A 23,861-nucleotide genomic window follows, 5' to 3' on the forward strand; every position below is an offset into this window, starting at 1 on the left:
ATAGAATTGCTATTAAACTACCTGTCCTTTCATACATATTAAATTAATAAAGTAGACAATGAGTAAATAAATTTACCATGAAAAGAAATCACATATTAGGGTTATTATTTATATGCTTTCTAATTCAACCAGTTATATATGGTCAAGTTAAATCAAGCAAAACCAACATCCCAAAAGGACATCAATTATATAAAACTTCAAAAATTAAAATCAAGCAAAGTCAGCAAAGCAATACAATTGTTAAACCCTCTCAAATAAGAGACAAAGCTTCTGATAGATTTTTTTATGAGTTAGATCGAACATGTGACCCCATGACAAGACAAATCCCAGAGGGTATAGAAAAAAAAGAGGAGTCATTTATTCAAAATAAAAAATCGTTAAAATCATCTACAATTTCAAAAATGTCTAACACTAACTGGATCAACAGAGGACCATTTAATGTTGGAGGACGTACAAGAGCATTAGCTATTGATATGTCTAATGAGAATGTTATACTTGCCGGTGGAGTATCTGGTGGGTTATGGCGTTCTGAAGATGGGGGCCAAAATTGGAACAAAGTAACTAGAAAATTTCAAAATCCCAGTATTACTGCCATTGTTCAAGATCCTAGACCAGGACATCAACATATTTGGTATTATGGCGGAGGAGAACGTTTGGGAAATTCTGCAAACTTTAATGCAGTAACACTTTATACTGGGGTAGGCATCTATAAATCTCAAGATAGTGGACGTACCTGGGAGTTATTACCATCAACAGTAGATAATACTGTTCTAACAGCTTCTCCTTTTGATATTGTAAATAGCATGGTCATCAACCCAACTAATGGAGATTTATATGTAGCTACTTTTAATGGTATACATCGATCACAAGATGATGGAAATAGTTTTCAAGAAGTTTTAACAGGAGGTATAGACAAAAGAACAGAGATTGCAGTGACAAAGCAAGGAAAATTATATGCCTCTGTAGCAGATAGAGATTTTAATACGGTCGTTGGAGGAGTCTATACCTCTGATGAAGGTACAAATTGGACTCGAATATCTGATAACATCGCTGATCTTAATAGAGTAGACAGAGCAATATTCGCTATAAATCCGTCAAACGAAAACGAGGTATACGTATATAGTACTTTTGCTAGTCGCAACAGGTTGTTTAAATATAATGCGATCGATCAAACTTTTATTGATCTTAGTGAACAACTTCCTGTAAGATCAGGATTAATAGGAGGGCTTGTGACACAAGGAGCATATAACATGGTGATAGCGGTACATCCAACAAATCCAGAGTTTATTATTATTGGGGGGACTAATCTATTTAGAACAACGGATGGCTTTAGAACTAAAATAGATGATACTCCTAACAATTGGATCGGGGGATACTCCCCAAGAAACGATGTATCATTATATCCTGATCAACACCCAGATATGCATGCGTTAGTATTTTTTCCTTCAAACCCCAATAAAGTATTAAACGCAAATGATGGTGGGGTTTTTATGACAGAAGATATTACTACAAGTAGCTCTTTCGAAATGCCTGTAGATTGGATTTCTTTAAACAATGGATATGTTACCACCCAACCTTATGCAGTTTCTTTTGATCCCAATGCTGAAAATGAAGATTTATTAGCAGGTTTTCAAGACAATGGCACCTGGTTTACAGATCAAAAAAATACAGCTGCTTTTTGGGAAGAAGAATTTGGTGGTGATGGTAGTTATAACGCGTTTGCCGATAACGGTCTTACTCGTTATGTTTCATCGCAAAGAGGCAATGTGTTTCGTCTTAATAATGATGCAAATGGAAATACAATATCATTATCTTGGGTACGTCCTGCAGGTAATAGATCTTTTGCTTTTATCACTCCTTTTGTATTAAATCCTAATAATGATAATGAAATGTATCTTCCTGCAGAAACAACATTACTTAGAAACAGTAATCTTGATGAAATCCCTTCTGTGGCGACTATTGACGACCTCACTGCACCTACAGATGTAAATTGGTCAGAAACTACAAAAGTAGAATCTATTCTTGACCCTAATAGCGGAAGAGAACTTAATACTATTACAGCACTAGATATCTCTACTTTCCCTGAAGCTAACAAAGTATATTATGGTACAGGACAAGGCCAGATCTTTAGATTAGATTTTGCAAACCTTCCTTCTAGTAAACCAGTTGACATATTTACCGGTAAAGGTTTACCGGAAAGAGGTTTTATAAGCAGCATACAAGTAGATCCTAATAATTCTGATCGCGTATTGGTTACTTTCTCTAATTATAATATTCCTAGTATATTTTTATCAGAAAATGCTGGTGAAACTTGGATAAATATTAGTGGTAATTTAGAAGAAAATAAAGACGGTACTGGTAATGGACCTTCGGTAAGATGGACTTCTTTTTTAGGTAATAAAGATGGGATATTAGCTGGTACTAGTTCAGGACTTTACTACACCAAGAAAATTCTGAACGAAAATACCGTCTGGCAACTAGAGAACAACCAAATAGGTGACGGCGTAGTAATGCAAGTACGAACACGTAAAGATGGATTTGCAGCATTAGCTGTTCATGGAAACGGAGTTTTCAGTAAAAAATTCAATGTTACACCTCCGAGAGGAGAAAAAACATTGGTTGTTAATAAAAAACCTGATGACATTATACTCTCAATAGAAGAAACCCCACAATTTATGACCGTAGATGTTAACGATGTTTTTAGAGATCAGTTTGATAGTAATAGCACTATAGATATTACTGTAGAAAGTTCTGACAAAGATCGAAGTTTTATCGGATATGAGTTTTTTAATAATCAATTAGAAATCTTCTTCTTTGGAACCAACAGAGATGTTCCAAATGTGGACAAAGAAGGAAAAGCAACAATCAGGTTAACGGCAACATCAGGTATAGAACGATTAGCAACAGAATTTAAGGTACAGGTAGTTCAGAAACCTTTTCTTAATAGGTTTGACGAAAATAAACTTCCATATAGAGTTCAATTCCCTTCTTCTGAAGTATCAGAAACGGATATTTTTGGAAATCCTCCTTCATCAGTCGAATTAGCAGACCAGATAAAGGTCCCAAGTGGTAAAAAATGGACTATTGAAAGAATGAAAATATTAGCAGGAGCAGATCCTTTTACAAGTGATATATTTCCACCTGGTGGAAATACGGCAAGAATAAGAATTTATCAAGATGAAAATGGAAAACCAGGAAAGCAAATTGCCAATATGGTCAACAAACTAAGAAAAAACCCATTGTTAGACGTTTCATTAAGTATCCTAGGCGATCTAGGTTCACCATCACAAATAGGAGAATTCGATCTTGTATTACCCAATAAAGTCGAACTTACTGAAGGTAAATATTGGATATCTTTTACAAGATTAGAAGAAATATATGCTGCAAATAATATTGTTTGGGCACAACAAATTAGGACTTTTGGTGGTCCAGAGTTTGATAATATAAATGAATCTGTAATTGCTAATAAGCCAAATCCACACTATAGAAGTTTAGAAGGATCGTTATTTAAAAAAACTTGGGAACCATTTGAAAATTTGGATGTGTTGCTTCCTACCGCAGAATATCCAATTGAAAATCAAAGTTCACAATTATTATTCTCTTTATTTGGAGAAGTAGATGATATCAACACTATCAAATCTAAAAATAGAGATTTACAAACCAATGTTGTAATTTCTCCTAATCCAACAGACGAGATATTTAATATTCAATTTAGCAGAAAACTCGATGAAGATATTTTAGTCAAAATCATGGATCTAACAGGTAATGAGATTTTCAGAAAGAATTTTGACAAAAAAGAAACCAGTTATTCTATAGAAACTTCAGGTTTTGCTCGAGGCATTTATATCGTTAGTATTACTGGAAATACTATAAAAACTACTACTAAAATGGTTCGTAGATAACGTTTCTAGGCGATACAAATTTTAATACTGATTGTTTTGCTAAATAGTAACATCAGAAAGGATACTAGTGGCTATATTGACTAAAATTTTAATAAAAAAACCTTGTAATTTAATTACAGGGTTTTTGCTTTACTATTATTTTGCTTTAGGCTTTTATTAAAAAAAACTTAAATGAGTATCACAATATCGGTCATTCAATATATCTTTATATACTAAAATTAAGTTAGCAGCATCTTAATTGAAATTTAGCAGATATTATAATTACCCCCTATATGAAAAGTGATCACTTTAGAATAGAAACCGACATCAATTATATAGATTCAAGAGATAAAATATTTAGAATGATATTTATTAGCGCTGGCGATGCTACTATTAAAATTGATTTTTCAACATATAATATTTTGGGGCCCGCATTAATTTTCATCTCTGAAAATCAGTTATTAAGTATTGAAAAAAAATCGAGTGAATTAAGTGGAAAAGCTGTGTGCTTTTCTAATGACTTTTTTTGTATTAAATTAAACAGAAGTGAGACCTTCTGTGATGCTGTAATTTTTAACACTACCAAACCTCCGTATATTCCTTTACAAGCTTCTGAATCAAGAAAAGTAGACTATCTCATCACAGCTATGAATAATGAACTAGAAGAGGCCAATGATTTTCAAGAGGAAATCATTATTTCACAATTAAAAACCTTGTTACTATCCTCTTCCAAAATTAAACTGAAACAGTTTGGAGAAGTTAATTTATCTATTCTATCCCCTGTTGTAACAGGATTTCAAAATCTTTTAGATCAAGAATATGAACGTCAGCATAATGTGCAATTTTATGCTGATGAACTAAATATTTCGCCAAAAGGGCTAAACAAAGCTGTCAAAAAAGAGTTAGGAAGAACAGTTAGTGAGTTAATCAAAGAAAAGCTAATCGTTGAAGCAAAAAGAGAACTTTATACAAAAGAGCTTTCTATTAAGGAAATTGGTTTCAAATTAGGCTTCGAAGATCCTGCATATTTTAGTAGATTTTTCAGAAAAGAGACTTCGCATAGCCCAAAAGAATACGCAGAATTGCTGTAAAGACCCAAAAACACCATACAAGGGGATATTTGTCCTACCAGTAAAATCTTAAAGCCGAGTACGTTTGTATAAACGATTACAAATGACTCATTATAGCATACTTATTATTGGTGCGGGACCTATTGGTTTAAGTTGCGGAATCGAAGCTCAAAATGCTGGTATTTCATATAAAATTATTGACAAAGGAACTCTTGTTAATTCTATCCACAATTTCCCTACAGATATGACATTTTTTTCTAGTTCTGAAAAATTAGAAATAGGAAACCTCCCTTTTACATCACTTTCTGTACGCCCTACAAAACAAGAAGGTTTAGAATATTATAGACGTGTTGCCCAACATTATAAATTGAATATTGGCCTTTACGAAACATTCGAGTCTGTTAACAGAACATCTAATTTATCTAATAAAACACAATTTAAAATTGCTACATCCAAAGAAGCATATACTTGCGACTTTATCATAAATGCAACTGGGTTTTATGACTCTCCTGTTCTTCTGGATATTCCTGGCGAAAAACTTAAAAAAGTAAATCATTACTTTACATCAGCACACCATCTATTTAAACAAAAAGTTGCTGTTATTGGGGCCTCAAACTCTGCAATTGATGTTGCATTAGAGGCATATAGAAAAGGTGCTGAAACAACTCTTTTGGTAAGAGGAAAAGAAATTAGTCCAAATGTAAAATATTGGATCAAACCAGATATAGAGGCCAGAATTGCAGAAAACAACATTAATATATACTATGAATCCGATGTTACAGCAATATCTGATCGCCATATCATATTTAAATCAAGAAATCAAACCATAAAACTTGAAAATGACTTTGTGTATGCCATGACCGGATATAGACCTAATTTCAATTTATCAGAAAAACTAGGAATAGAAATAGATTCTACTACGGGATACCCAAAATACAATAAAACTACCATGGAAACCACTAGCCCAAATGTTTATCTAGCGGGAGTTGTTATAGGCGGTATGAATACTCGCCAATGGTTCATAGAAAACTCAAGAGATCACGGAAGTAAAATTATCAATCACATAAAAAAATATGAAACTAAAAAATAAAGTGGCTATAGTAACAGGGTCTAGTAAAGGACTAGGACTAATTGTTGTTGAACAATTATTGGCCGAAGGTACATTTGTAATAGGTTTTAGTCGAAATAAAACTCCAATAGATCATCCTAATTTTGAAGGATATTGTTTAGATATTGGAAACGAAAGTGCCGTTACAGAAACTTTTAACAACGTTATTAAAAAACACAACACCATTGATGTCATTATTAATAATGCTGGTTTTGGGGATTATCATAAACTCGAAGAAACAGATTCTCAATTAATGAGACAAATGTTTGAAACTAATGTCTTTGGGGTTTTCTATCTCACCAAGTGTGCCATCCCTTTTATGAAAAAGTCGCAACAAGGTCATATTATTAACATTTCTTCTATTGCAGGAATAGTAGGTATAGAGAACATGTCGGTCTACAACGGGACGAAATTTGCCGTAAAAGGAATGTCCGAATCTTTATACAAAGAATTACGTCCCCACGGTATAAAAGTGACCTGTATTCTTCCTGGATCTATAAGTACTAATTTCTTCGATGATTTTGATGGTTTCACAGCTAGCAATACAATGATGAATCCAACAGATGTTGCAGATAGTATTTTATATTGTTTACAGTCTTCGGCTACGTTTCATCCAGTGAATTTAGAGATTAGACCATTTCATATCTCAAAACAATAATTAAAGGAAAATAATACAAGTCAAGTTCCTTTTTATCCATTTCGTACCCTGTCTTATCAATATACCTTTGTTATGTAATCAAAACACAATTAAAAAGAAGTTAATACAATTAAAATTTAAAAATTATGAGAAATTTAGTTCTTGCACTAACCGTGCTAATATCAACTACGAGCTTTGCTCAAAGTATTAATACAAAATCTGTAGCCCTAGAAGGATATGATCTTGTAGGATATTTTACAAAAAACCAAGCCATTCAAGGTTCTGATAAATTATCTGTAGAAGTCGACGGGATACACTACTATTTTAGCAGTGTAGAAAATCAAAAACTATTCAAAGAAAACCCAACCAAATACATGCCAGAATGTGGCGGTTTTTGTGCCACAGCAGTAGCCACATCAAACGCCAAGTTTCCAGTTGATCCTGAAACTTTTAAGGTAACAGATGGTAAACTTTATCTTTTTTATAACGGACCATATAAAGGTGCCAATTTTAATGGCAAAGACCCTTGGGTAAAAGATGAAAAAGCTCTGATCAAAAAAGCAAATGATAACTGGAAGACACTTAAAAACAGTTAATCCAATTTCTAATAAAGCCATCGTAGTGTTTTAACCTATAACGATGGCTTTAAAATTTAAAAAACTAGCTTATGAAAGTTTGTGCATTTATAATAGCGGTTTTCTTGATTTCATATAACCTGCAAGCCCAATCGATTAATATTAAAAAAGTGGCTATAGAAGGCTATGATGTAGTCGCCTATCATAAAGGTCAAGCAATAGAAGGTACGAATAGATTAAGTGTAAAAATAAGAGACGTATTCTATCATTTTAGTAGCATTGAAAATAAGGCCCTTTTTAAGAAAAATCCAAAAAAGTACTTACCAAAATATGGAGGTTTCTGTGCCATCGGAATTGCAATATATGATGGCAAATACAACATTGATCCAGAAGACTTTTTAATCGATAATGGTGAACTCTACCTATTCTGTCCTGATCAAATAGATAATTGGATAGCCGATCAAGAAAATCTAAAAAGGAAAGCTGAAATTGAATGGTTAAAAATGGAAGAAAAAGAAACTAAAAAATAATACAATGAAACAATACATTTTTTTAGCCTTTAGCATTATAGTAATCACATTTAATAGTAATGCTCAAAGCAAAGACAATCCCTATGCGGGAAAAACATTTAGAATTGATAATTATATAGGTGACAAACTAGATAATTCTGAAGATTTAGTATTCACAAATAACGAAGTTGAAGGCTCTATTTGTGTACAGTATGGATTTAAAAAAGCTAAATACACTACCACAATTAATAAAAAAGGACTTCAAGAGTTTTCCTGCACAATGATTAGCAAAGAACACGGAAAAATGGTATGGACAGGCGAAAAGAACAAAAATCAAATCTCCGGAAAATACCTATGGACTAAGGAAGGACAAGATCCAATACAGTATACTTTCAAAGGAAAAATTAAATGACATGAAAAAAAGCAACATTTATATATCACTATTTTCTCTGTCCGGAATACTAATCTTAACTATTATAATCTCATCTTTTACTAAATCCAAAAAAGATGAAAAACTCCCCTTGAATACTAGTATCTCTAACCTTATTTTTGAAGGGCAAAGAACCGTTTCTAAAAAAACAAAAGAGTTTTGGTTTGACGGAAAAGCAGAACTTTCGAGTTATAAATTAACTCAAGCCAGATATGGTGAAACACACCAAGGCACAGCAGTTTTAGTATACGTAACAGAGCCATTTTCTAAAAAAGCAAATACAAAAGCTGATCACAATAATCCCAACAATGTATCTGTTCTAAAACTCAACAAAACACTAAAATTTAATACTGGTATTTATCCGTATTCGATGATGACTAGTACATTTTTTCCTTTAGAAAAAGAAAACACTTCGCTAAAAATTACTTCTTCATTACAAGAATGGTGTGGTATGACTCACCTTGAAATGAAAAACGAAACTGATTTTATATTTGATTTTAGTTCATATTATGAAGGATTTACTTTTAAAAATAAAGTGATTAAAAAAACAATATTAGAAGATGATTTATGGACATTGATGCGTTTGAATCCAGAATTACTTCCTATTGGCGAGTATGACATTATACCGTCAATGTCGTTCTTACGATTAAGAAATCGAGAACCAAAAGCATACAAAGCAATCATCACCCTACAAAATGATGATAAAGGCACCTCCCATTACACCATGAACTATCCTGAATTAGAACGTGAACTTACGATACACTACACTTCAATATTTCCTTATGCTATTTTAGGATGGGAAGACACCCACTATAGTGGTTATGGAGATGAAAAAAAACTACAAACCTCTAAAGCCGAACTCTTAAAAACTATTAAAACCGATTATTGGAATCAAAATCACAATAAAGACAAACACTGGAGAAAGAAGCTCGAATTATAAAATACTTAAACCAAACAACATGAAAAATACACTTATTATCATAGCACATCCCAATTATAAAAATTCTACAGCTAACAAAATAATAGTTGATTCTTTAATAGATAACATAAAAAATTATGATGTACACAATTTATCCGAGCTCTATCCCAACTTTAATATTGACGTAAAAAAAGAACAAGATGCACTGGTAAAGGCTGACCACATTATTTTTCAGTTTCCGTTCTACTGGTATAGTGTACCGCCAATTTTAAAACAATGGATAGATATAGTATTAACATATGGTTTTGCATATGGAGAAGGAGGAGACAAGTTAAAAGGAAAAAGTTTTATTGTCAGTACTACTACCGGAACACCACTCGAAGCGTATAAAAGTGATGGAGCGAATAAGTATACGATGGAAGAATTTTTGTATCCCATTAAACAAACGGCAAAATTATGTCTTATGAACTATATAGCCCCTGTGTACTCACATTCAATGATTGCTTGGAAAAAAGAAGATCAAATACAGGTGAGAAATAAAGCAAAAGAACATGCTAATCGTTTACTAACTTTAGTGTCATAAATCTAAAACAACTAACTAATAAAGACAGATAATGAGTAATGATATAAAATTTGATTTTGCAAACAATTCAATAGCGACAGCCTATGACCAAGTTTTAGTTCCTTTACTTTTTGAACCTTGGACCACAAGACTTATTACAGAAAACAAGCCTTGGTCTGGTAAATATGTTTTAGATCTAGCTTGCGGTACAGGAGCTGTTACAAAACAACTTTTAAATCATGTCACTTGTAAAGGAAAAGTATTTGCTTTAGATCTAAATGAAGAAATGCTTGCCATTAATAAAAAGAAGTTTGAAGAATTAGGCTGTGAAGATGTAATCGAATTCATTCATGCATCCGCAGAAAAAATCCCAATTGAAGACAATACTCTAGACACTGTAATATGCCAACAAGGATTTCAATTTTTTCCTGATAAGCACAAAGCCGCCAGAGAAATATATAGAATACTAAATAAAGGAGGAGAATTAGTTATCTCTACTTGGCTTCCTGTTTCTGAATGTGAAATCTTTGGAATGCTCTGCGAAACATTAGAGGAAATAGAAGAAAAAGAATTATCTCAATTAATGCGCATACCTTTTGATTATATGCAAAAGGACGAGTTAAAAACGGTTTTTACAAAAGCTGGCTTTAACACCATCAAAATTGAAAAACAATCCATGAATCTTCACCTACCTGAAGGAGTGAATCAAGCTCTTGCATTTGTATACGGAACTCCTATCGGACCTAAGTTAAAAGCGTTACCTCTAGAAAAACAAGAAAAATTTAAAGAAATCTTTACGAAAAAATTAAATCGATTCGATAAGAATAATTTTGGTAAAATGGCCGCATATATCTTAAAAACTCAAAAATAACCCTTTACAAAAGTGACCGAACATCTAAACTATTCTATTATTTAACATAATTAGTTTGATCATATTATCTAGTTTTTTGACCATTTATGGTAATAAAACTTTAAGTGTACTTGTCTTTATTTTTTACATTTATATTCTTCGAAAAGTGTAAGAATCAAGACTAAATCCTAGCTTTTTTGTGTTACAATCATCATAAAAATAAAACCTCTAGTGATTATAGTTTGACTAATCTTTAATCAAGTTTTTCGGATTAAAAATTGAAAACATGCAAATTATGAAAACTAATCACATACGAGTTCTCTTTTTCTTTTTAGTGATAATTAGCACAATGGGATATGTGCATTCTCAGGAAACAAAAAAATATCAAGAAAGTTGGGAATCAGTAAATACCGTTACGGCAACTCCTAATTGGTTTCAAGATGCTAAATTTGGAATATATGCTCATTGGGGTCCTGTATCTTCGGCATTTGTTGGAGCAGATCCTAATCAATATTACGGAGGATGGCATGGTATGTTGATGTATCAAAATGGTAAACTTACTAAAGGAGAAAAAACAAAACCTACATCAAATTATATACATCACAAAAAAAAGTATGGTGATCCAAAAAAGTATGGTTATAAGCATATTATTGAACAATTTAAACCTACCGCTTTTGATGCTAAAAAATGGGCTGATGTATTTGCACTTTCCGGAGCAAAATTTGCCGGTCCAGTGGCGATGCATCATGATAATTTTGCAATGTGGGATAGCAAAGCCACTCGATGGAATTCTATGAATTATGGAGGAATTGATCCTTCTGCCGCTCTTAAAAAAGAAATTGAAGCTAAAGGGATGAAGTTTATGGGGTCTTTTCATCATGCTTTTACATGGAAATATTTTGCTCCAGCCCATGCTTACGGTGGAATAAAATCTGAAGATTATGACCTCTATACAGATCCACATGAATTAGATTCAGATATTCCTTCGGATCGTTTTTACAAAGAATGGTGGGCTAAATTGAAAGAATTTATTGATGTATACCAACCTGATCTAATTTGGTTTGATTGGTGGCTCGAAAATATGACTGAAGAATCCAGACTTAAATTTTTAGCATATTACTACAATAAAGGATTAGAATGGAATAAAGAAGTTGCGGTATGTTATAAAGAAAGTACTTTTACAGAAGAAAATGCTATTAAAGATTATGAACGTGGGCGTCCTAATCAACCTAAAAAAGCAACTTGGCTAACCGATACTTCTCCCGGACAATGGTTTTATCGTCCAAACGCAAAGTTTAAAACTCCAAATGAACTTATAGACATTTTAGTTGATATCGTCTCAAAAAATGGTGTGATGCTCTTAAATGTACCTCCAAACCCTGATGGTTCTATACCCGAAAAAATGAGCGATTTATTAAAAGATATGGGTGCTTGGCTCGAAATAAATGGTGAGGCTATTTATAAAACACGTCCTTGGACAATCTTTGGAGAAGGCCCAACTCGTCTTTCTGAAGGGGGGCACAAAGTTGAAAAAATAAAAATCTCCTATACAAGTACAGATATTAGATTTACAAAAAGATCTGATAAAGAGATTTTTGCAATAGTATTAGACACTCCGGAGAGCGATATTTTAATTAAATCCCTTACTACACAAATTGGATTGCTAAACTCTAAAATTGAAAAAATCCAACTACTAGGAAGTACAGAAGAAATAAAATGGGAAAGAAATGAGCAAGGTTTACTAATTAAAAAGCCCAAATCATTTCCTACATCGTATGCACATTCATTTAAAATAACTCTTGAAGGATATACCGAAAATAATATTGGGGGTACTGTTGATGCCCATAAAGACTAAATATATAATTTTATAACTGACGGATTTCTAAATCATCTATTATCACACTTTAAGAAGCGATTCATTAAAGTGCTTTTTTACCGCATCAACAAATGAATTCTCAATATTAGAAATTTTGTTTAAACTAGCGATGTACCAGTCTCTTTTTCCTACATTTAAATCAAAAGGAATTATTTCTAGATTTTTATGATTTAAAAAAGGAACAACGGACCATTTTGCCATAACCGAGATCCCCAAATTTGCACTAACCAGTTCGATAATTGCCTCGGTTAATTGTGCTTTTTGAATAGTACGTACAAATCCAACATTATTATGTAGTATACTTGTAAGCACATAGTTTTTTTCTTCAGGAATATCATATAAAATTAAATCTTGATTGATCAAATCAGTTAAGTTGATTGTTTTTTGCGTACTTAGTTCATTGTCTTTAGATAAAATCACAACCATTTCATCTGTTACCAAAGGTTCAAAATGAATTGATGGATGACTAGATTTAGTGCTTACAATAGCCAAATCAATTTTACCTTCTATTAAATATTCTAAAGGCTCTTTTGTAGCCTCTATATCAATTTTAACGTTAATCTTTGGATGTTCTTGTCTAAATTCACGAACAACATTTGGTAACCAATGATAACATGTATAGCACTCGGTAGTTAATCTAATATTTTTTTTCTTTCCCATTTTAATGGCATCCAATTCTGAATTAAGTTGATTCATCGATGCTAGCATTTTTTCTGAATTCGCAAAAAGTACTTGACCTACTTCTGTGAGTATTAATTTTTTATTCAATCTATTAAATACTTTGAGTCCGAGTTCTTCTTCTAGTTTTTTTAACTGGTGACTTAATGCAGGTTGAGAAAGAAATAATTTATCAGCGGCTTTTGTTACAGATCCTTCTTTTACAATAACATTAACCAATTTCAAATTCCGTAAAGAAACATTCATTATTCATAAATTTTATCAATACTATAAAATTAATTCATTTTTCTTATAAACACAATTGATTTATTTTTGAATTTTAGAAATGTTGATTAGGAAATATGAAACAAGTTCTTCTGTTTTCAAAAAAAATGAAACTACTACACTATCATCTATACTTTTTTCAATAACCACTAAAGTTTAAACTATGACTCAGAAAAACCAAGAAACAAATTCAAATTACTATGAAGTATATGGTAGTAAAATGCATGTGCTTGAATATGGAAAAGAAGAAAAAGGAAATCCAATCCTTTTTTTACATGGAAATCCATCAAACAGTTTTTTATGGAGAAATATTACACCTTATGTTCAAAAAATAGGACATCACGTTATTGTTCCCGATTTAATCGGAATGGGAAAATCAGACAAGCCTGCCATTGACTATACTTTTATGGAGCAGTATGCCTATATAGAGAATCTAATTGAGCAAATGAAGCTTAAAAACATTATTTTGGTATTGCATGATTGGGGTTCTGGACTAGGGTTTCATTATTTTGCAAATCATAAAGACAACATAAAAGCTATTGTTTTTATGGAAGGTATTATTCAGGATATTGGTACATTTTTTCCAAAAGAAAATATTGATTTTTTCAATAAACTTCGTGGTCCCGGAGGGTATAAAATGATTGCAGAGGACAATATATTCTTAAATAATGTTCTACCAACATGGGTTTCAAGAGATTTAACTCAAGAAGAACTGGATGCTTATAAAGCTCCTTTTCAAACCATAGAAAGCAGAAAACCCATCTGGAAATTTGTTTCTCAAGTACCTTTACACGGAAAACCTGAATTAACCGCTTCGATTGTAAAAAACTATAGAGAAGCTTTACAAAACTCTAAAATACCGAAGTTGTTCTTTTATGCGGAACCTGGAGCTTTTATGCCAAAATCTGTACGAGACTGGATACTTAACAATATCCCTAAACTAAAAGCAGTGAATATCGGAAAAGGAGTTCATTTTATTCAAGAAGACAATCCAGAATTAATTGGATCGACATTAAAAGAGTGGATTACTGAATTAGATTAGTCTTTAAGACTAATCTAACACCTTATAAGCTAACCTATACAGCTCTTAATTTAGAATATGACTTACGTAAATTCTATTCTAACTTAAGGGCCGTATTTTTAATCAACTTAGTAAACTTTTCTCTTTAAAATTAGAAGTAATGTTTAGTACAAAAAACGATATTACTATTATTCTTTTTGAAGATCTTGAATTTGTACCTGTAAAACTTTACTATCAATTGTATCGCAAGTTGCTTTGATATTAATCATAGCTTCATTTAAATTAGATTGAATAATTAATAATGCCTTCCCCTTAGAAGTTGTAACACGATTGCTTTGGTGTTTTTCTAAAACTTCTCTTCCTCCATTATCAATACCTAAAAGTTTAGCATCACCTTCGATATGAAATATTACTTCTTTCTCGTTATTCTTGATTGGGACTCCATTTTTATCTTCTAATTGGATTTGGATATGAGCTACATCATAACCATTTGCCTTTAAGTTCTCTTTATCTACCTTTATAGCAACCCGTGCTAATTCTTGAGCTGTGGTAATAGAGCTTTCTATTTTAGTCACTTTAGACTTTGCTGTTAATTTTCCTTGACGATACGGAACTAGCCATTTTAAAATATGATCATTTTGATCTTTTAGTTTTTTAGTTCCTAAAGACGTATCATTTAAAAATAAGGTTACTTCTGGCTGATTTGTATACACTTCGACCACAATATCTTCTCCTTTTTTGTAGTTCCAATGCTCATTAACCTCATGCCATCCCCACTTTTGTCTAGCTGCCCAGTTTGGAGTTTTTTCGATTAATGTTTTCTTAGATTCTTGCCAAACATAAGGTGATTTATCTACTAACTGTGTTGTGATAAATATATGAGGATCATCAGACCATAATGATTTAAACATATGAAAGGCTGGCTTTTTAAACCCTGCAAAATCCAACAAACCACTATTAGAACCTCTGATAGGCCATTCTCTAGACTCTCCCATATAATCAATACCGGTCCATAAAAATATTCCGGCAATATACTCCTTATCCAGCACGTGTTTCCATTCGTGATATTTTGCCCAGTTTTCTGTTCCTAAAAATACTTTTTCAGGATAATTGCGATGTACATAGTCATACACGGATTGGCGATAGCTTAATCCTACAATATCTAGCGCATCGGCATAACCAGAAAAATTACTTACTGTTGGCATTGTAAGGTTAGCAGTAATAGGACGAGTAGTATCTATTGCTTTAACAGATTTTGAAAGTCTTTTTGCTGTAGTTGCCAGAATATGTTTTCCTTTTTTTCCTTTATTAAAATTATCTTTTACTTGATCAATAGATAATGGTGGTTCATCCCAATAGTAATTAACATCACCAACTTTATTCTTACCCCAGTACCCAGTTGATTCACCATATCTAGGATAGGTCCATTCTATTTCATTACCAATACTCCACATAATAACAGAGGGGTGATTTCTATCTCTTAATACCATACTTTTAATATCTTGAGAAGACCATTTGCTAAAATGCTCTGTATATCCTGTTGTTAGGGGGCTAGCCTCTATCTGATTATAATTATGGCTTTTATCCTTAGGGTTATCCCATTCATCAAAAGCTTCATCCTGAACCAAAAATCCCATTTGATCACACAAATCCAAAAATTCTGCTGATGGTGGATTATGAGCTGTACGAATAGCATTACAACCAGCTTCTTTTAAATTTTGCAATCTACGCTTCCAAACTCCTCTAGGTACAGCACTTCCTACAAGTCCTCCGTCGTGATGTATACAAACTCCTTTGATTAATGTTTGTTTCCCATTTAAGAAAAAACCTTTATCCTTATCAAAAGAAAAAGATCGAATTCCAAAAGGAGTCTCAAAACTATCCACTACAATATTATCAATCATAATTTCTGAAACAAGTTGATACATATTTGGGTTTTCGATATCCCATAAGTAAGGAGTTTCAATATTTGTTTCTTGTATTTTATCTCTTGATGAATTAGGTTCTATTTTAATAGTGTCTTGAACATTCTTGATTTTAATACCATCGTGATAAACTGTAGATTTAATAACAATTCTTTGTGTTTCTGAAGTTTGATTTGTTATTGTTGAATTAATCGCTACTACTGCCTTTTCTTTAGTAACTTTTGGGGTACTTACAAATACACCCCATTGCGGAATGTGTGTTTTGCTTTTGGTCACAAGTTTTACGTTTCTATAAATCCCAGAGCCTGGATACCATCGGCAATCAATATAAGCAGAACGATCTACTTTAACAGAAATAAGATTAGGTTGATCGTATTTTAAATATTTTGTGAGTTCGTAAGCAAACGGTGTATATCCATAAGGATGTTTACCCAGGTAATGACCATTAATCCATACTTCTGAGTTTGAATATACTCCATCAAATTGGATCCATGTAAGCTTATTTGCACTAGTAACAGGCATGTTGAACTTTTTACGATACCAACCTATCCCACCAGGTAAAAATCCTGTTGCTCCTGCTGTTTTTTCTTGTGTAAACTCTTGTGCTATACTCCAATCATGAGGTAATCTTACATTTTCCCAATTTTCATCAGATAAACTTCCAATTTGTTCTTTCTTAGTATCTCCATAATGAAATTGCCAATTAAAATTAAAGTCTTCGGTAATTCTAGAAGTTTTGGATTGATCTGATGTACATGCCAAAAGAAAAACACTAATCGCGATACTGCAAAAAAAGGATGTCGATTTCATTATACTAATAGGTAAGTTTATTAATGTCAACATCTTTCTTTTAAAGATGTTTTTATTCGACAAAACTATAATGATCCTATCTTTTCATATACAACGAATAGATAAAATGTTATAACATTTTATCTATTCGTACACTCTTATACCATTTATCATAATTATTCCTCTGCATGAGCAAATCCAACAGTATCTCTATATAGTTGCGGAGATACATCTGTGTTGTTTTTAAAAAATCTGCTAAAATAATGCTCATCTTGATATCCTAATTCATAAGCTATTTCTTTAACTGTTTTACTCGTTAAATACAATTCTCTTTTTGCCTCAATAATTATTCTCTCAGAGATTAGATCAGTTAATGTTTTATTAAAGTATTTCTTAGTGATTTTTGCCAAAGATTTAGGAGAGATATTTAATAAATCAGCATAATCACTTGCAGAATGTTTCGATTTAAAATGAGCTTCTATATTGTCTTTTAAATTTTGTAAAATAAATGGATTTTGACTATCAGATTGTTCTTCCTTAAATTCTGGTATTTGCTGACTTTTGAGTCTAGAAGTTGTAATCAAAAATATTTTTAAATAAGATATTAATAGTTCATATTGTGCCAAATCCGGATTATGTAATTCGGTTTTTAATTGGCTTACAACCATTTCTAAAGTAGTAGCAGAAACACTATCTATTGCCACAATCGGAGAGCTGTAAACTGTATTAAACAAAACTCCATTACAAGAAACCTCTTTATGATGTTTATGAATACAGAAAAAATCAGGATGAAAATTCAAGACGACTCCCTTAACCTCTTCAGCATGAATTAACATAAACGGTTGATAGGGTGCAAACGCTAATAAATCATTTTCAACAAAATCATATTCAGAAAAATCAACTTTTACTTTCCCTGTTCCTTTTTGAATCCATATTAATGAAAAATAATTTAGTCTTTGAATATGATCAAAATGACTATTATCCTGAAAATAGAAAAGTTTAAAAGCTAAATTTCCGTTTTGTTGATTAATTAATGTAAAAACATTTTCTTTAAACATCACCCATTGTTATTTAAATTTTCTTTCATTATCACGTATCGATAAGTCGTTAATACTAGCAAATCTTTTCTTCATGAGTCCATTTTCATCAAACTCCCAGTTTTCATTGCCATATGCTCTGAACCAGTTACCCTCTTTATTTTGATATTCATATTCGAACCTAACTGCGATTCTATTTTCTGTATACCCCCAAAGTTCTTTTTTAAGTTGATAGTTTTTTTCTTTTTCCCACTTTTCAGTTAGAAAAGCGACAATTTCTTCTCTTCCGTTTATAAAATCTACGCGATTCCGCCATTCACTATCAACAGTATATGCTTTAGAGACTTTTTCTGGGTCTTTACTATTCCAAGCATCTTCTGCTAATTGTACTTTTTGTTTGGCAGTTTCCTTGGTAAAAGGAGGCAATGGTAGTTTTTGTTCTTTACTCATCTCTATTTATTAATTCGATTATTAAATATAAAGTTTTAATACTAATACGTATTCATTTTATTCCTCTAAAGTAAGAGCCAAAGGGTAGTCCACAGCAACTTTAGTAAAATTATGCAAGTAGTTCAAAACAACTTTCTCACTTATTTGCAGCATTAAATCAATAAGATTCTCTTTGGTGTATCCTTGTTTAAAGAACGCCTTGGTCTTGCTTTCATGTACGTTCCCTTTATTTTTTAGTATTTCTATAGTTAATTCTACTAATGTATTTATTTTAATATCACCACTTCTTCCTTTACGGATATCAACAATTTCTTCTTCAGTAAATCCTTTAATTTTTCCCAAAACCATATGACTACTTAAACAATAGATAGAATCATTAAACTGGCTTACTACTAGATTTATAGCTTCTCTTTCCATTCCATTTAACGACGTTTCAGAATTTTGATACGTTAAAAACCTAAACAAACCATTCTCTGAGTGCGCCAAAACTGCATGTAGATTTGGAACAAACCCCAACGTTTCTTCAAAAACTTCAAAAATAGCTTGGTTAACCGGCCCAACCTCTTCTTTCTTAGGGATATTGAATGTCTTGGTCATATAATTCTCTTTAAAAACTATACAAGTATACTATCATATTAATATTCGTAAAATGGACAATCATCGCAAGTTGATGGATAATTTTCCCCAAAAACTGTCCTTAACTTTATATTAGGGAAAAAAGTCCATTTAATAGCGTACATTCTCCAAGGAGATTCTTAAAAATGAATCTCAAATTTGTACTACGTTGAAATGTAAGTATCTCATATAATATCAGGACAAATCATATGAACTGAAAATGTTGTCAATAGGTAAAAACTAATTTGAAAATCTAAGTATGAATAATCTTAATCGTAAAGTTGCTATTATTGGTGGAGCCAGGATTCCTTTTACAAAATCTTTTACCCACTACACTCGTGTTTCGAACAATAGTTTAATGACCGGTGCTCTAAAGGCTCTCGTTAAAAAGTATAATCTTGAAGGAAAAAAAATTGACGAAATTGCTTTAGGAACTTTGATTCATTATTCAACAGATTGGAATTGGGCAAGAGAAAATGTCCTTAGTAGCGGATTAGACCCTCATTCTCCAGTTCATTTTATAAGTAGGGCATGCGGTACAAGTCTTGACGCAGCGAATACTATTGCCATGAAAATTGCAACAGGGCAGATTGATATCGGAATTGCAGGAGGAAGTGATACCAATAGTGACACTCCATTGACTATTCGTCAATCCTTGGCGTGGGACCTTATGGATATTCGAAATGCAAAAACAACTGGAAAGCGATTACAACAAATTTTTAAAACAAAATGGTTTGACTTTTTTAAATTGCTGTATCCAAGTGTATACGAACCTCGCACCAAAATGAGTATGGGTGATCATACAGAATTAACTGTAAAAAAATGGGGTATTAATAGAATTGAGCAAGATGAACTTGCTTACCTGAGTCATCATAAAGCTCAAAAAGCTTATGAAGATGGCTTTTATGACGATTTAGTTTATGAATTTAACGGGATCAAAAAGGATAGTATTATTAGAGGCAATACCTCTATTGAAAAACTAAGCACTCTAAAACCGGCATTTGACAAATCAGATTCTGGTACGCTAACTGCAGGAAATAGCTCAGCGTTTACCGATGGAGCTTCTACAATTCTTCTTACCTCTGAAGAATATGCAAAAGAACATAATTTAGAAATTGAAGCAAATTTGATAGATATTCAAAATGCGGCGTTTGATTATGTAAATGGAGAAGATTTATTACTTGCCCCAACAGTAGCGGTCTCTAACCTATTAAAACGTAATAATCTCACATTACAAGACTTTGATTTTTATGAAATACATGAAGCCTTTTCTGGACAAGTGTTAGCAACTTTAAAAGCATGGGAAAGTGATGATTTTGCGCGTAATGTTCTTAATAGAGATAAAGCTTTGGGCGCTATAGATCGTACTAAAATAAATACAAAAGGCGGCAGTACTGCCATGGGACATCCTTTTTCTGCAACAGGAACCCGAGTACTAGCCAATGCTGCAAAAATTATAAAAGAAAATGGAGGTGGTCGTTGTCTTGTTTCTGTCTGTACAGCAGGCGGAATGGGAACAGCAGCTATTGTCGAAGGCTAAAAAATGAAAAAACCTTATATCTCAAAAATTCGTGTCTATCCTGTAAAATCATTAGACCCCATAGAAGTTAATAAAGCAGAAATAGGCATTCACTCACTTCGTTATGATAGAGAATTTGCTATGGTTGCAGATGACCGACGCTATGTAAACGCTAAACGAACTGGGCGTGTTAATCAATTAAAAGCAACTTACGACTTACCTAATCAACGTATTTTCTTATCTCATAGAGATGGGGGAGAAATAAATGATTTTGAGTTAAGAGAAAATAATAAAGCGTTAGAAAAGTATTTAGAAGATTTTTTTGATATGAAACTCACCTTATATCATCGTACCAGAGGCGAACTTATGGACATTCCTAAGGCGAGTAGTATCACTATTGTTAGTGAAGCATCTTTACAATCTTTACATCAAGATTTTAGTGATCATACACTAGAAGATTTGCGATTACGTTTTCGGGCCAATATTGAAATCGGAGGTGTAGATCCTTATTGGGAAGAAAAACTATTTGGTGAACAAGGTATCGGTTTTCGTTTTCTGGTAGGCAATGTTGAGATGATTGGTGTAAGTCCTCGAGCACGTTGTAATGTTCCTCCTCGAGATCCCTTTACAGGAGAAACAGATAAAACCTTTGTAAAAACGATGCTAGAAAGTAGGTCTAAAAGCCTACCAACAGATAGTTTATTGTCAAACTATGGAAGTTTGTATCATTTAACCGTGAATACATTTGTGCCCGAATCAGAAAAAGGAAAAATAATTACGGTCGGTGATGAAATAGAAATTATCGAACCTGTACGATTGCAATAATAAAGTGTGTATTTTTTTAATTGAGGTCTGGCAATCATGTAACCAAACCCCAATTAAAACAATCTTACAAAGCTTTTGTTACCGATACTTTTCTAAGATTATATTGATGATTATAGTTCTAATATCTATTTTTTAGAACCATCGTTTTGTAATCATCATTATTAAAACAAAAATACTTTTGAATCCGCGTAAATGAAATGGACAAATAACGCTAGTTCATGGATAATTTTCCTGAAATGTTATTTTTAATCTAAATATAAGTTAACGGTCCTATAGGAGAAGTTATGCCTGAATTAATTGATGTTAAACATTCTAACGAAGACGTTGGTAAATCCGTTTTAGTAGTATTTGACACTTTCGAAATTCCTCCCCCATTGATTGAAGCCATATCCCCTAATTTTGCAATTTTGGTTTTTTCTAAATTGAGTAAAGATTTTTTGTGATTTGTTTTCATGTGAAAGTAAAGTTTTAATTTGAAGAATCACAAAGTACACGTTTTAATTATGTCTAACAGGAAACGCTGCCCAAAATTGATTAATTTTAGGTAGTATTTCTTATAATTTTAAAAACACAAGAAACTGATTATCAGTTGCTTATTTTTTTAATAAAATAGGAAGGATAGATTCCTGTTTTTTTATAGAAAGCAGAAGAAAATGATTGCGCATTTTTAAAACCTACTTCTTCAGCTATAGCCTTGATAGTATAGGATCGTAAAGATTTATTTTCTGTTAACTGTGCAACGGCATAGTCGATTCTTAAATTATTAAGGTAATTGGCAAAATTCACATTCTTATATACATTAATAATCTTTGATAAGTAAGCACTATTAGTCTGTAATTCTTTGGCTAGCGAATTCAAAGTATAATGTTTTTTAGAAAACTTATCGGACTGCTCAAAATTCTGAAGCTTTTTTAATACGGTTGCTATAACATCTTTAGGGATATCTAACTCTTCCTTTTTTGGAAGTTCAGTAATGATAGTTGGTTTTGTTTCCGCAGATTCTCTATTTTTTTGAGCTGTAAGTAATCTTTCAAATCGCTTTTTATTTAGGTAACTTCTCCTAAAACCATATATCGCTAGAGCGAGAACTATTGCAAGAATTATGATTAATAATAGTATTGTATCTCTTTTTAAAAAAGTTTCTTCTTGTAATTGATCTATTAACTTTTCTTTTTCTGCAATAAGCTCAACGGTATCATACTTTTCATTAATGTTTTTGGTTAAGTATAGTTGATCTGCATGTTTAATACTATCTAACCTCAACAACGTATTGATATATTCAATTTGTCCTTCTGCATCTTGTTTTGATTTAGAATACTTGATTAAATAATTATACGTATCCATCAATTCAGGAATAACATTTTCAGTTTCCTTAAAAATACGATCAACGCTTTTAAAAAATTTGATACTGGTTTCTGTATCGCCAAGATCATTATAAGAACGAGCTATATAATAGTCGCAAGTAGCGACTCTTGTTTCTTCTTTATCAAATTGTTTAATTAAGTCTTTGCCTTTTTGTAAACTATCGATAGCTCTAATATATTTTTTTGATAAATATTGATGTATTCCTGAAGTAACTACTAGATAAGAGTATGTTGTTGAATCTTTGACCTTTAAAGTTTCAATTATTCCCTCATTAGTATAAAATTTTGCTTTATCCAATTCTCTACTATGAATATATGAATCCGCTAAAGCAAAAAGAACTTTATTTATATTCAATGGTTTACTGTATTCAGGGTTCTTTTTAAGAAAAGTTAAATATTCTTCAAAAATAATTTGCGCTTCTTCTCGTTCTCCTGAAGCATTTTTTAATAAACCTATATTAAATTTTAATGTCCTGTATAAACTCTCATTTCCATTTTCCTTAGCAGAATTTGAAGCGTTGAGATAAAAATCCAAAGCTTTCTTACGATTTCCTTTTTCAAAATACACATTTCCTTTTACTAAATAACCTAAAGCTGGGTAAGTTGGGAAGCCTTTTCCTTTAGTTAATGAGATTAAACTATCTGCATATGATAGCTGTTTTTCTTTATTTAGAGTAGATAGAAAACAATAAACATCTGCCATAGCCAATGTATCAGCCTGTGATTTAGCATCGTTTAACGAAACTAACAATGTTTGTATTTTCACACTATCAGGTAGTGTTGATATTTTTGCTCTTAATCTATCAAAATTTGAAACTTCTTGTGTTGCATTGCTGGCTTTGGATTGCCCGTTTATTTGTTCTAAAAAAACAAATAAAACTATCAAATAACATAAAAGCCAATATTTTTTGCTCATTAGGCTGTAATTTTAATTAATAAACCTTGTATCTTATTAAA

General features: G+C 32.0%; 21 protein-coding genes. 14 read left to right on the forward strand and 7 right to left on the reverse strand.

Annotation, left to right across the window (positions count from 1 at the left end; all coding sequences use genetic code 11):
- Window positions 1-77 precede the first annotated feature (77 nt).
- The 11 genes from AWE51_RS01455 (at window position 78) to AWE51_RS01505 (ending at window position 12,396) form a co-directional block, all read left to right on the forward strand.
- Window positions 78-3,902, forward strand: a complete 3,825-nt coding sequence (locus AWE51_RS01455; RefSeq protein ID WP_066308410.1) for a T9SS type A sorting domain-containing protein — start codon at window positions 78-80, stop codon at window positions 3,900-3,902.
- Between the two features lie 272 nt (window positions 3,903-4,174).
- A complete protein-coding gene (locus AWE51_RS01460) occupies window positions 4,175-4,972 on the forward strand; it encodes an AraC family transcriptional regulator (RefSeq protein ID WP_066308412.1) in 798 nt (265 codons plus the stop codon).
- Window positions 4,973-5,054: 82 nt separating this feature from the next.
- Window positions 5,055-6,041, forward strand: coding sequence for a YpdA family putative bacillithiol disulfide reductase (locus AWE51_RS01465; protein ID WP_066308416.1), 987 nt, complete (start codon window positions 5,055-5,057; stop codon window positions 6,039-6,041).
- Window positions 6,025-6,717 carry an SDR family oxidoreductase gene (locus AWE51_RS01470; protein ID WP_066308417.1) on the forward strand — a complete coding sequence of 231 codons (693 nt, stop codon included), beginning with the start codon at window positions 6,025-6,027 and terminating at the stop codon, window positions 6,715-6,717. Before AWE51_RS01465 ends, AWE51_RS01470 begins: the two co-directional genes overlap by 17 nt.
- A 125-nt stretch (window positions 6,718-6,842) precedes the next feature.
- Window positions 6,843-7,292, forward strand: a complete 450-nt coding sequence (locus tag AWE51_RS01475; protein ID WP_066308425.1) for a YHS domain-containing (seleno)protein — start codon at window positions 6,843-6,845, stop codon at window positions 7,290-7,292.
- A 71-nt stretch (window positions 7,293-7,363) separates the two neighbouring features.
- The gene (locus AWE51_RS01480; protein ID WP_066308432.1) at window positions 7,364-7,801 is read left to right on the forward strand and encodes a YHS domain-containing (seleno)protein; all 438 of its coding nucleotides are present in this window, start codon (window positions 7,364-7,366) and stop codon (window positions 7,799-7,801) included.
- 4 nt (window positions 7,802-7,805) lie between these two features.
- Window positions 7,806-8,192, forward strand: coding sequence for a hypothetical protein (locus tag AWE51_RS01485; RefSeq protein WP_066308433.1), 387 nt, complete (start codon window positions 7,806-7,808; stop codon window positions 8,190-8,192).
- Between the two features lies 1 nt (window position 8,193).
- Window positions 8,194-9,150 carry a hypothetical protein gene (locus tag AWE51_RS01490; protein ID WP_066308435.1) on the forward strand — a complete coding sequence of 319 codons (957 nt, stop codon included), beginning with the start codon at window positions 8,194-8,196 and terminating at the stop codon, window positions 9,148-9,150.
- A gap of 19 nt (window positions 9,151-9,169) precedes the next feature.
- On the forward strand, window positions 9,170-9,712 hold the full coding sequence (locus AWE51_RS01495; protein ID WP_066308437.1) for an NAD(P)H-dependent oxidoreductase: 543 nt from the start codon (window positions 9,170-9,172) through the stop codon (window positions 9,710-9,712).
- A gap of 31 nt (window positions 9,713-9,743) precedes the next feature.
- The gene (locus AWE51_RS01500) at window positions 9,744-10,562 is read left to right on the forward strand and encodes a class I SAM-dependent methyltransferase (RefSeq protein ID WP_066308439.1); all 819 of its coding nucleotides are present in this window, start codon (window positions 9,744-9,746) and stop codon (window positions 10,560-10,562) included.
- 274 nt (window positions 10,563-10,836) lie between these two features.
- Entirely contained in the window at window positions 10,837-12,396 is a 1,560-nt protein-coding gene (locus AWE51_RS01505; protein ID WP_066308556.1) for an alpha-L-fucosidase, read from the forward strand.
- Window positions 12,397-12,438: 42 nt separating this feature from the next.
- On the opposite strand, the gene AWE51_RS01510 is transcribed toward AWE51_RS01505, so the two are convergent.
- The gene (locus AWE51_RS01510; RefSeq protein ID WP_066308440.1) at window positions 12,439-13,341 is read right to left on the reverse strand and encodes a LysR family transcriptional regulator; all 903 of its coding nucleotides are present in this window, start codon (window positions 13,339-13,341) and stop codon (window positions 12,439-12,441) included.
- A 181-nt stretch (window positions 13,342-13,522) separates the two neighbouring features.
- Between AWE51_RS01510 and AWE51_RS01515 the strand changes: the two genes are divergently transcribed.
- Window positions 13,523-14,401: a haloalkane dehalogenase gene (locus tag AWE51_RS01515; protein WP_066308443.1), complete on the forward strand. Its 879-nt coding sequence runs from the start codon at window positions 13,523-13,525 to the stop codon at window positions 14,399-14,401.
- A 167-nt stretch (window positions 14,402-14,568) separates the two neighbouring features.
- Here the strand turns inward: AWE51_RS01515 and AWE51_RS01520 are convergent, their stop codons facing one another.
- From AWE51_RS01520 to AWE51_RS01535, 4 genes are all read right to left on the reverse strand, one after another.
- Window positions 14,569-17,115: a glycoside hydrolase family 2 TIM barrel-domain containing protein gene (locus AWE51_RS01520; protein WP_066308559.1), complete on the reverse strand. Its 2,547-nt coding sequence runs from the start codon at window positions 17,113-17,115 to the stop codon at window positions 14,569-14,571.
- Window positions 17,116-17,270: 155 nt separating this feature from the next.
- Entirely contained in the window at window positions 17,271-18,152 is an 882-nt protein-coding gene (locus AWE51_RS01525; RefSeq protein WP_066308445.1) for a helix-turn-helix domain-containing protein, read from the reverse strand.
- Between the two features lie 9 nt (window positions 18,153-18,161).
- On the reverse strand, window positions 18,162-18,581 hold the full coding sequence (locus tag AWE51_RS01530) for a nuclear transport factor 2 family protein (RefSeq protein WP_066308448.1): 420 nt from the start codon (window positions 18,579-18,581) through the stop codon (window positions 18,162-18,164).
- Window positions 18,582-18,638: 57 nt separating this feature from the next.
- A complete protein-coding gene (locus tag AWE51_RS01535) occupies window positions 18,639-19,178 on the reverse strand; it encodes a carboxymuconolactone decarboxylase family protein (RefSeq protein ID WP_066308456.1) in 540 nt (179 codons plus the stop codon).
- Between the two features lie 277 nt (window positions 19,179-19,455).
- On the opposite strand from AWE51_RS01535, the gene AWE51_RS01540 reads away from it, so the two are divergent.
- Window positions 19,456-20,736, forward strand: coding sequence for an acetyl-CoA C-acetyltransferase (locus AWE51_RS01540; protein ID WP_066308457.1), 1,281 nt, complete (start codon window positions 19,456-19,458; stop codon window positions 20,734-20,736).
- A 3-nt stretch (window positions 20,737-20,739) separates the two neighbouring features.
- The gene (locus AWE51_RS01545) at window positions 20,740-21,540 is read left to right on the forward strand and encodes an MOSC domain-containing protein (RefSeq protein ID WP_066308458.1); all 801 of its coding nucleotides are present in this window, start codon (window positions 20,740-20,742) and stop codon (window positions 21,538-21,540) included.
- A gap of 250 nt (window positions 21,541-21,790) precedes the next feature.
- On the opposite strand, the gene AWE51_RS01550 is transcribed toward AWE51_RS01545, so the two are convergent.
- Together AWE51_RS01550 and AWE51_RS01555 are read right to left on the reverse strand one after the other, a co-directional pair.
- Window positions 21,791-21,994 (reverse strand): hypothetical protein, encoded by a 204-nt coding sequence (locus tag AWE51_RS01550; RefSeq protein ID WP_066308464.1) that lies wholly within the window; start codon window positions 21,992-21,994, stop codon window positions 21,791-21,793.
- A 131-nt stretch (window positions 21,995-22,125) separates the two neighbouring features.
- The gene (locus tag AWE51_RS01555; RefSeq protein ID WP_066308466.1) at window positions 22,126-23,820 is read right to left on the reverse strand and encodes a helix-turn-helix domain-containing protein; all 1,695 of its coding nucleotides are present in this window, start codon (window positions 23,818-23,820) and stop codon (window positions 22,126-22,128) included.
- Window positions 23,821-23,861: the final 41 nt, after the last annotated feature.

It is taken from the genome of Aquimarina aggregata (genome assembly GCF_001632745.1).
GTDB classification, from domain to species: Bacteria; Bacteroidota; Bacteroidia; order Flavobacteriales; family Flavobacteriaceae; genus Aquimarina; species Aquimarina aggregata.

Bases quoted from the DNA above. Each gene is read 5' to 3' on its own strand.
- AWE51_RS01455 (WP_066308410.1), top strand. From the start codon at position 78: ATGAAAAGAAATCACATATTAGGGTTATTATTTATATGCTTTCTAATT.
- AWE51_RS01460 (WP_066308412.1), top strand. From the start codon at position 4,175: ATGAAAAGTGATCACTTTAGAATAGAAACCGACATCAATTATATAGAT.
- AWE51_RS01465 (WP_066308416.1), top strand. From the start codon at position 5,055: ATGACTCATTATAGCATACTTATTATTGGTGCGGGACCTATTGGTTTA.
- AWE51_RS01470 (WP_066308417.1), top strand. From the start codon at position 6,025: ATGAAACTAAAAAATAAAGTGGCTATAGTAACAGGGTCTAGTAAAGGA.
- AWE51_RS01475 (WP_066308425.1), top strand. From the start codon at position 6,843: ATGAGAAATTTAGTTCTTGCACTAACCGTGCTAATATCAACTACGAGC.
- AWE51_RS01480 (WP_066308432.1), top strand. From the start codon at position 7,364: ATGAAAGTTTGTGCATTTATAATAGCGGTTTTCTTGATTTCATATAAC.
- AWE51_RS01485 (WP_066308433.1), top strand. From the start codon at position 7,806: ATGAAACAATACATTTTTTTAGCCTTTAGCATTATAGTAATCACATTT.
- AWE51_RS01490 (WP_066308435.1), top strand. From the start codon at position 8,194: ATGAAAAAAAGCAACATTTATATATCACTATTTTCTCTGTCCGGAATA.
- AWE51_RS01495 (WP_066308437.1), top strand. From the start codon at position 9,170: ATGAAAAATACACTTATTATCATAGCACATCCCAATTATAAAAATTCT.
- AWE51_RS01500 (WP_066308439.1), top strand. From the start codon at position 9,744: ATGAGTAATGATATAAAATTTGATTTTGCAAACAATTCAATAGCGACA.
- AWE51_RS01505 (WP_066308556.1), top strand. From the start codon at position 10,837: ATGAAAACTAATCACATACGAGTTCTCTTTTTCTTTTTAGTGATAATT.
- AWE51_RS01510 (WP_066308440.1), bottom strand. From the start codon at position 13,341: ATGAATGTTTCTTTACGGAATTTGAAATTGGTTAATGTTATTGTAAAA.
- AWE51_RS01515 (WP_066308443.1), top strand. From the start codon at position 13,523: ATGACTCAGAAAAACCAAGAAACAAATTCAAATTACTATGAAGTATAT.
- AWE51_RS01520 (WP_066308559.1), bottom strand. From the start codon at position 17,115: ATGAAATCGACATCCTTTTTTTGCAGTATCGCGATTAGTGTTTTTCTT.
- AWE51_RS01525 (WP_066308445.1), bottom strand. From the start codon at position 18,152: ATGTTTAAAGAAAATGTTTTTACATTAATTAATCAACAAAACGGAAAT.
- AWE51_RS01530 (WP_066308448.1), bottom strand. From the start codon at position 18,581: ATGAGTAAAGAACAAAAACTACCATTGCCTCCTTTTACCAAGGAAACT.
- AWE51_RS01535 (WP_066308456.1), bottom strand. From the start codon at position 19,178: ATGACCAAGACATTCAATATCCCTAAGAAAGAAGAGGTTGGGCCGGTT.
- AWE51_RS01540 (WP_066308457.1), top strand. From the start codon at position 19,456: ATGAATAATCTTAATCGTAAAGTTGCTATTATTGGTGGAGCCAGGATT.
- AWE51_RS01545 (WP_066308458.1), top strand. From the start codon at position 20,740: ATGAAAAAACCTTATATCTCAAAAATTCGTGTCTATCCTGTAAAATCA.
- AWE51_RS01550 (WP_066308464.1), bottom strand. From the start codon at position 21,994: ATGAAAACAAATCACAAAAAATCTTTACTCAATTTAGAAAAAACCAAA.
- AWE51_RS01555 (WP_066308466.1), bottom strand. From the start codon at position 23,820: ATGAGCAAAAAATATTGGCTTTTATGTTATTTGATAGTTTTATTTGTT.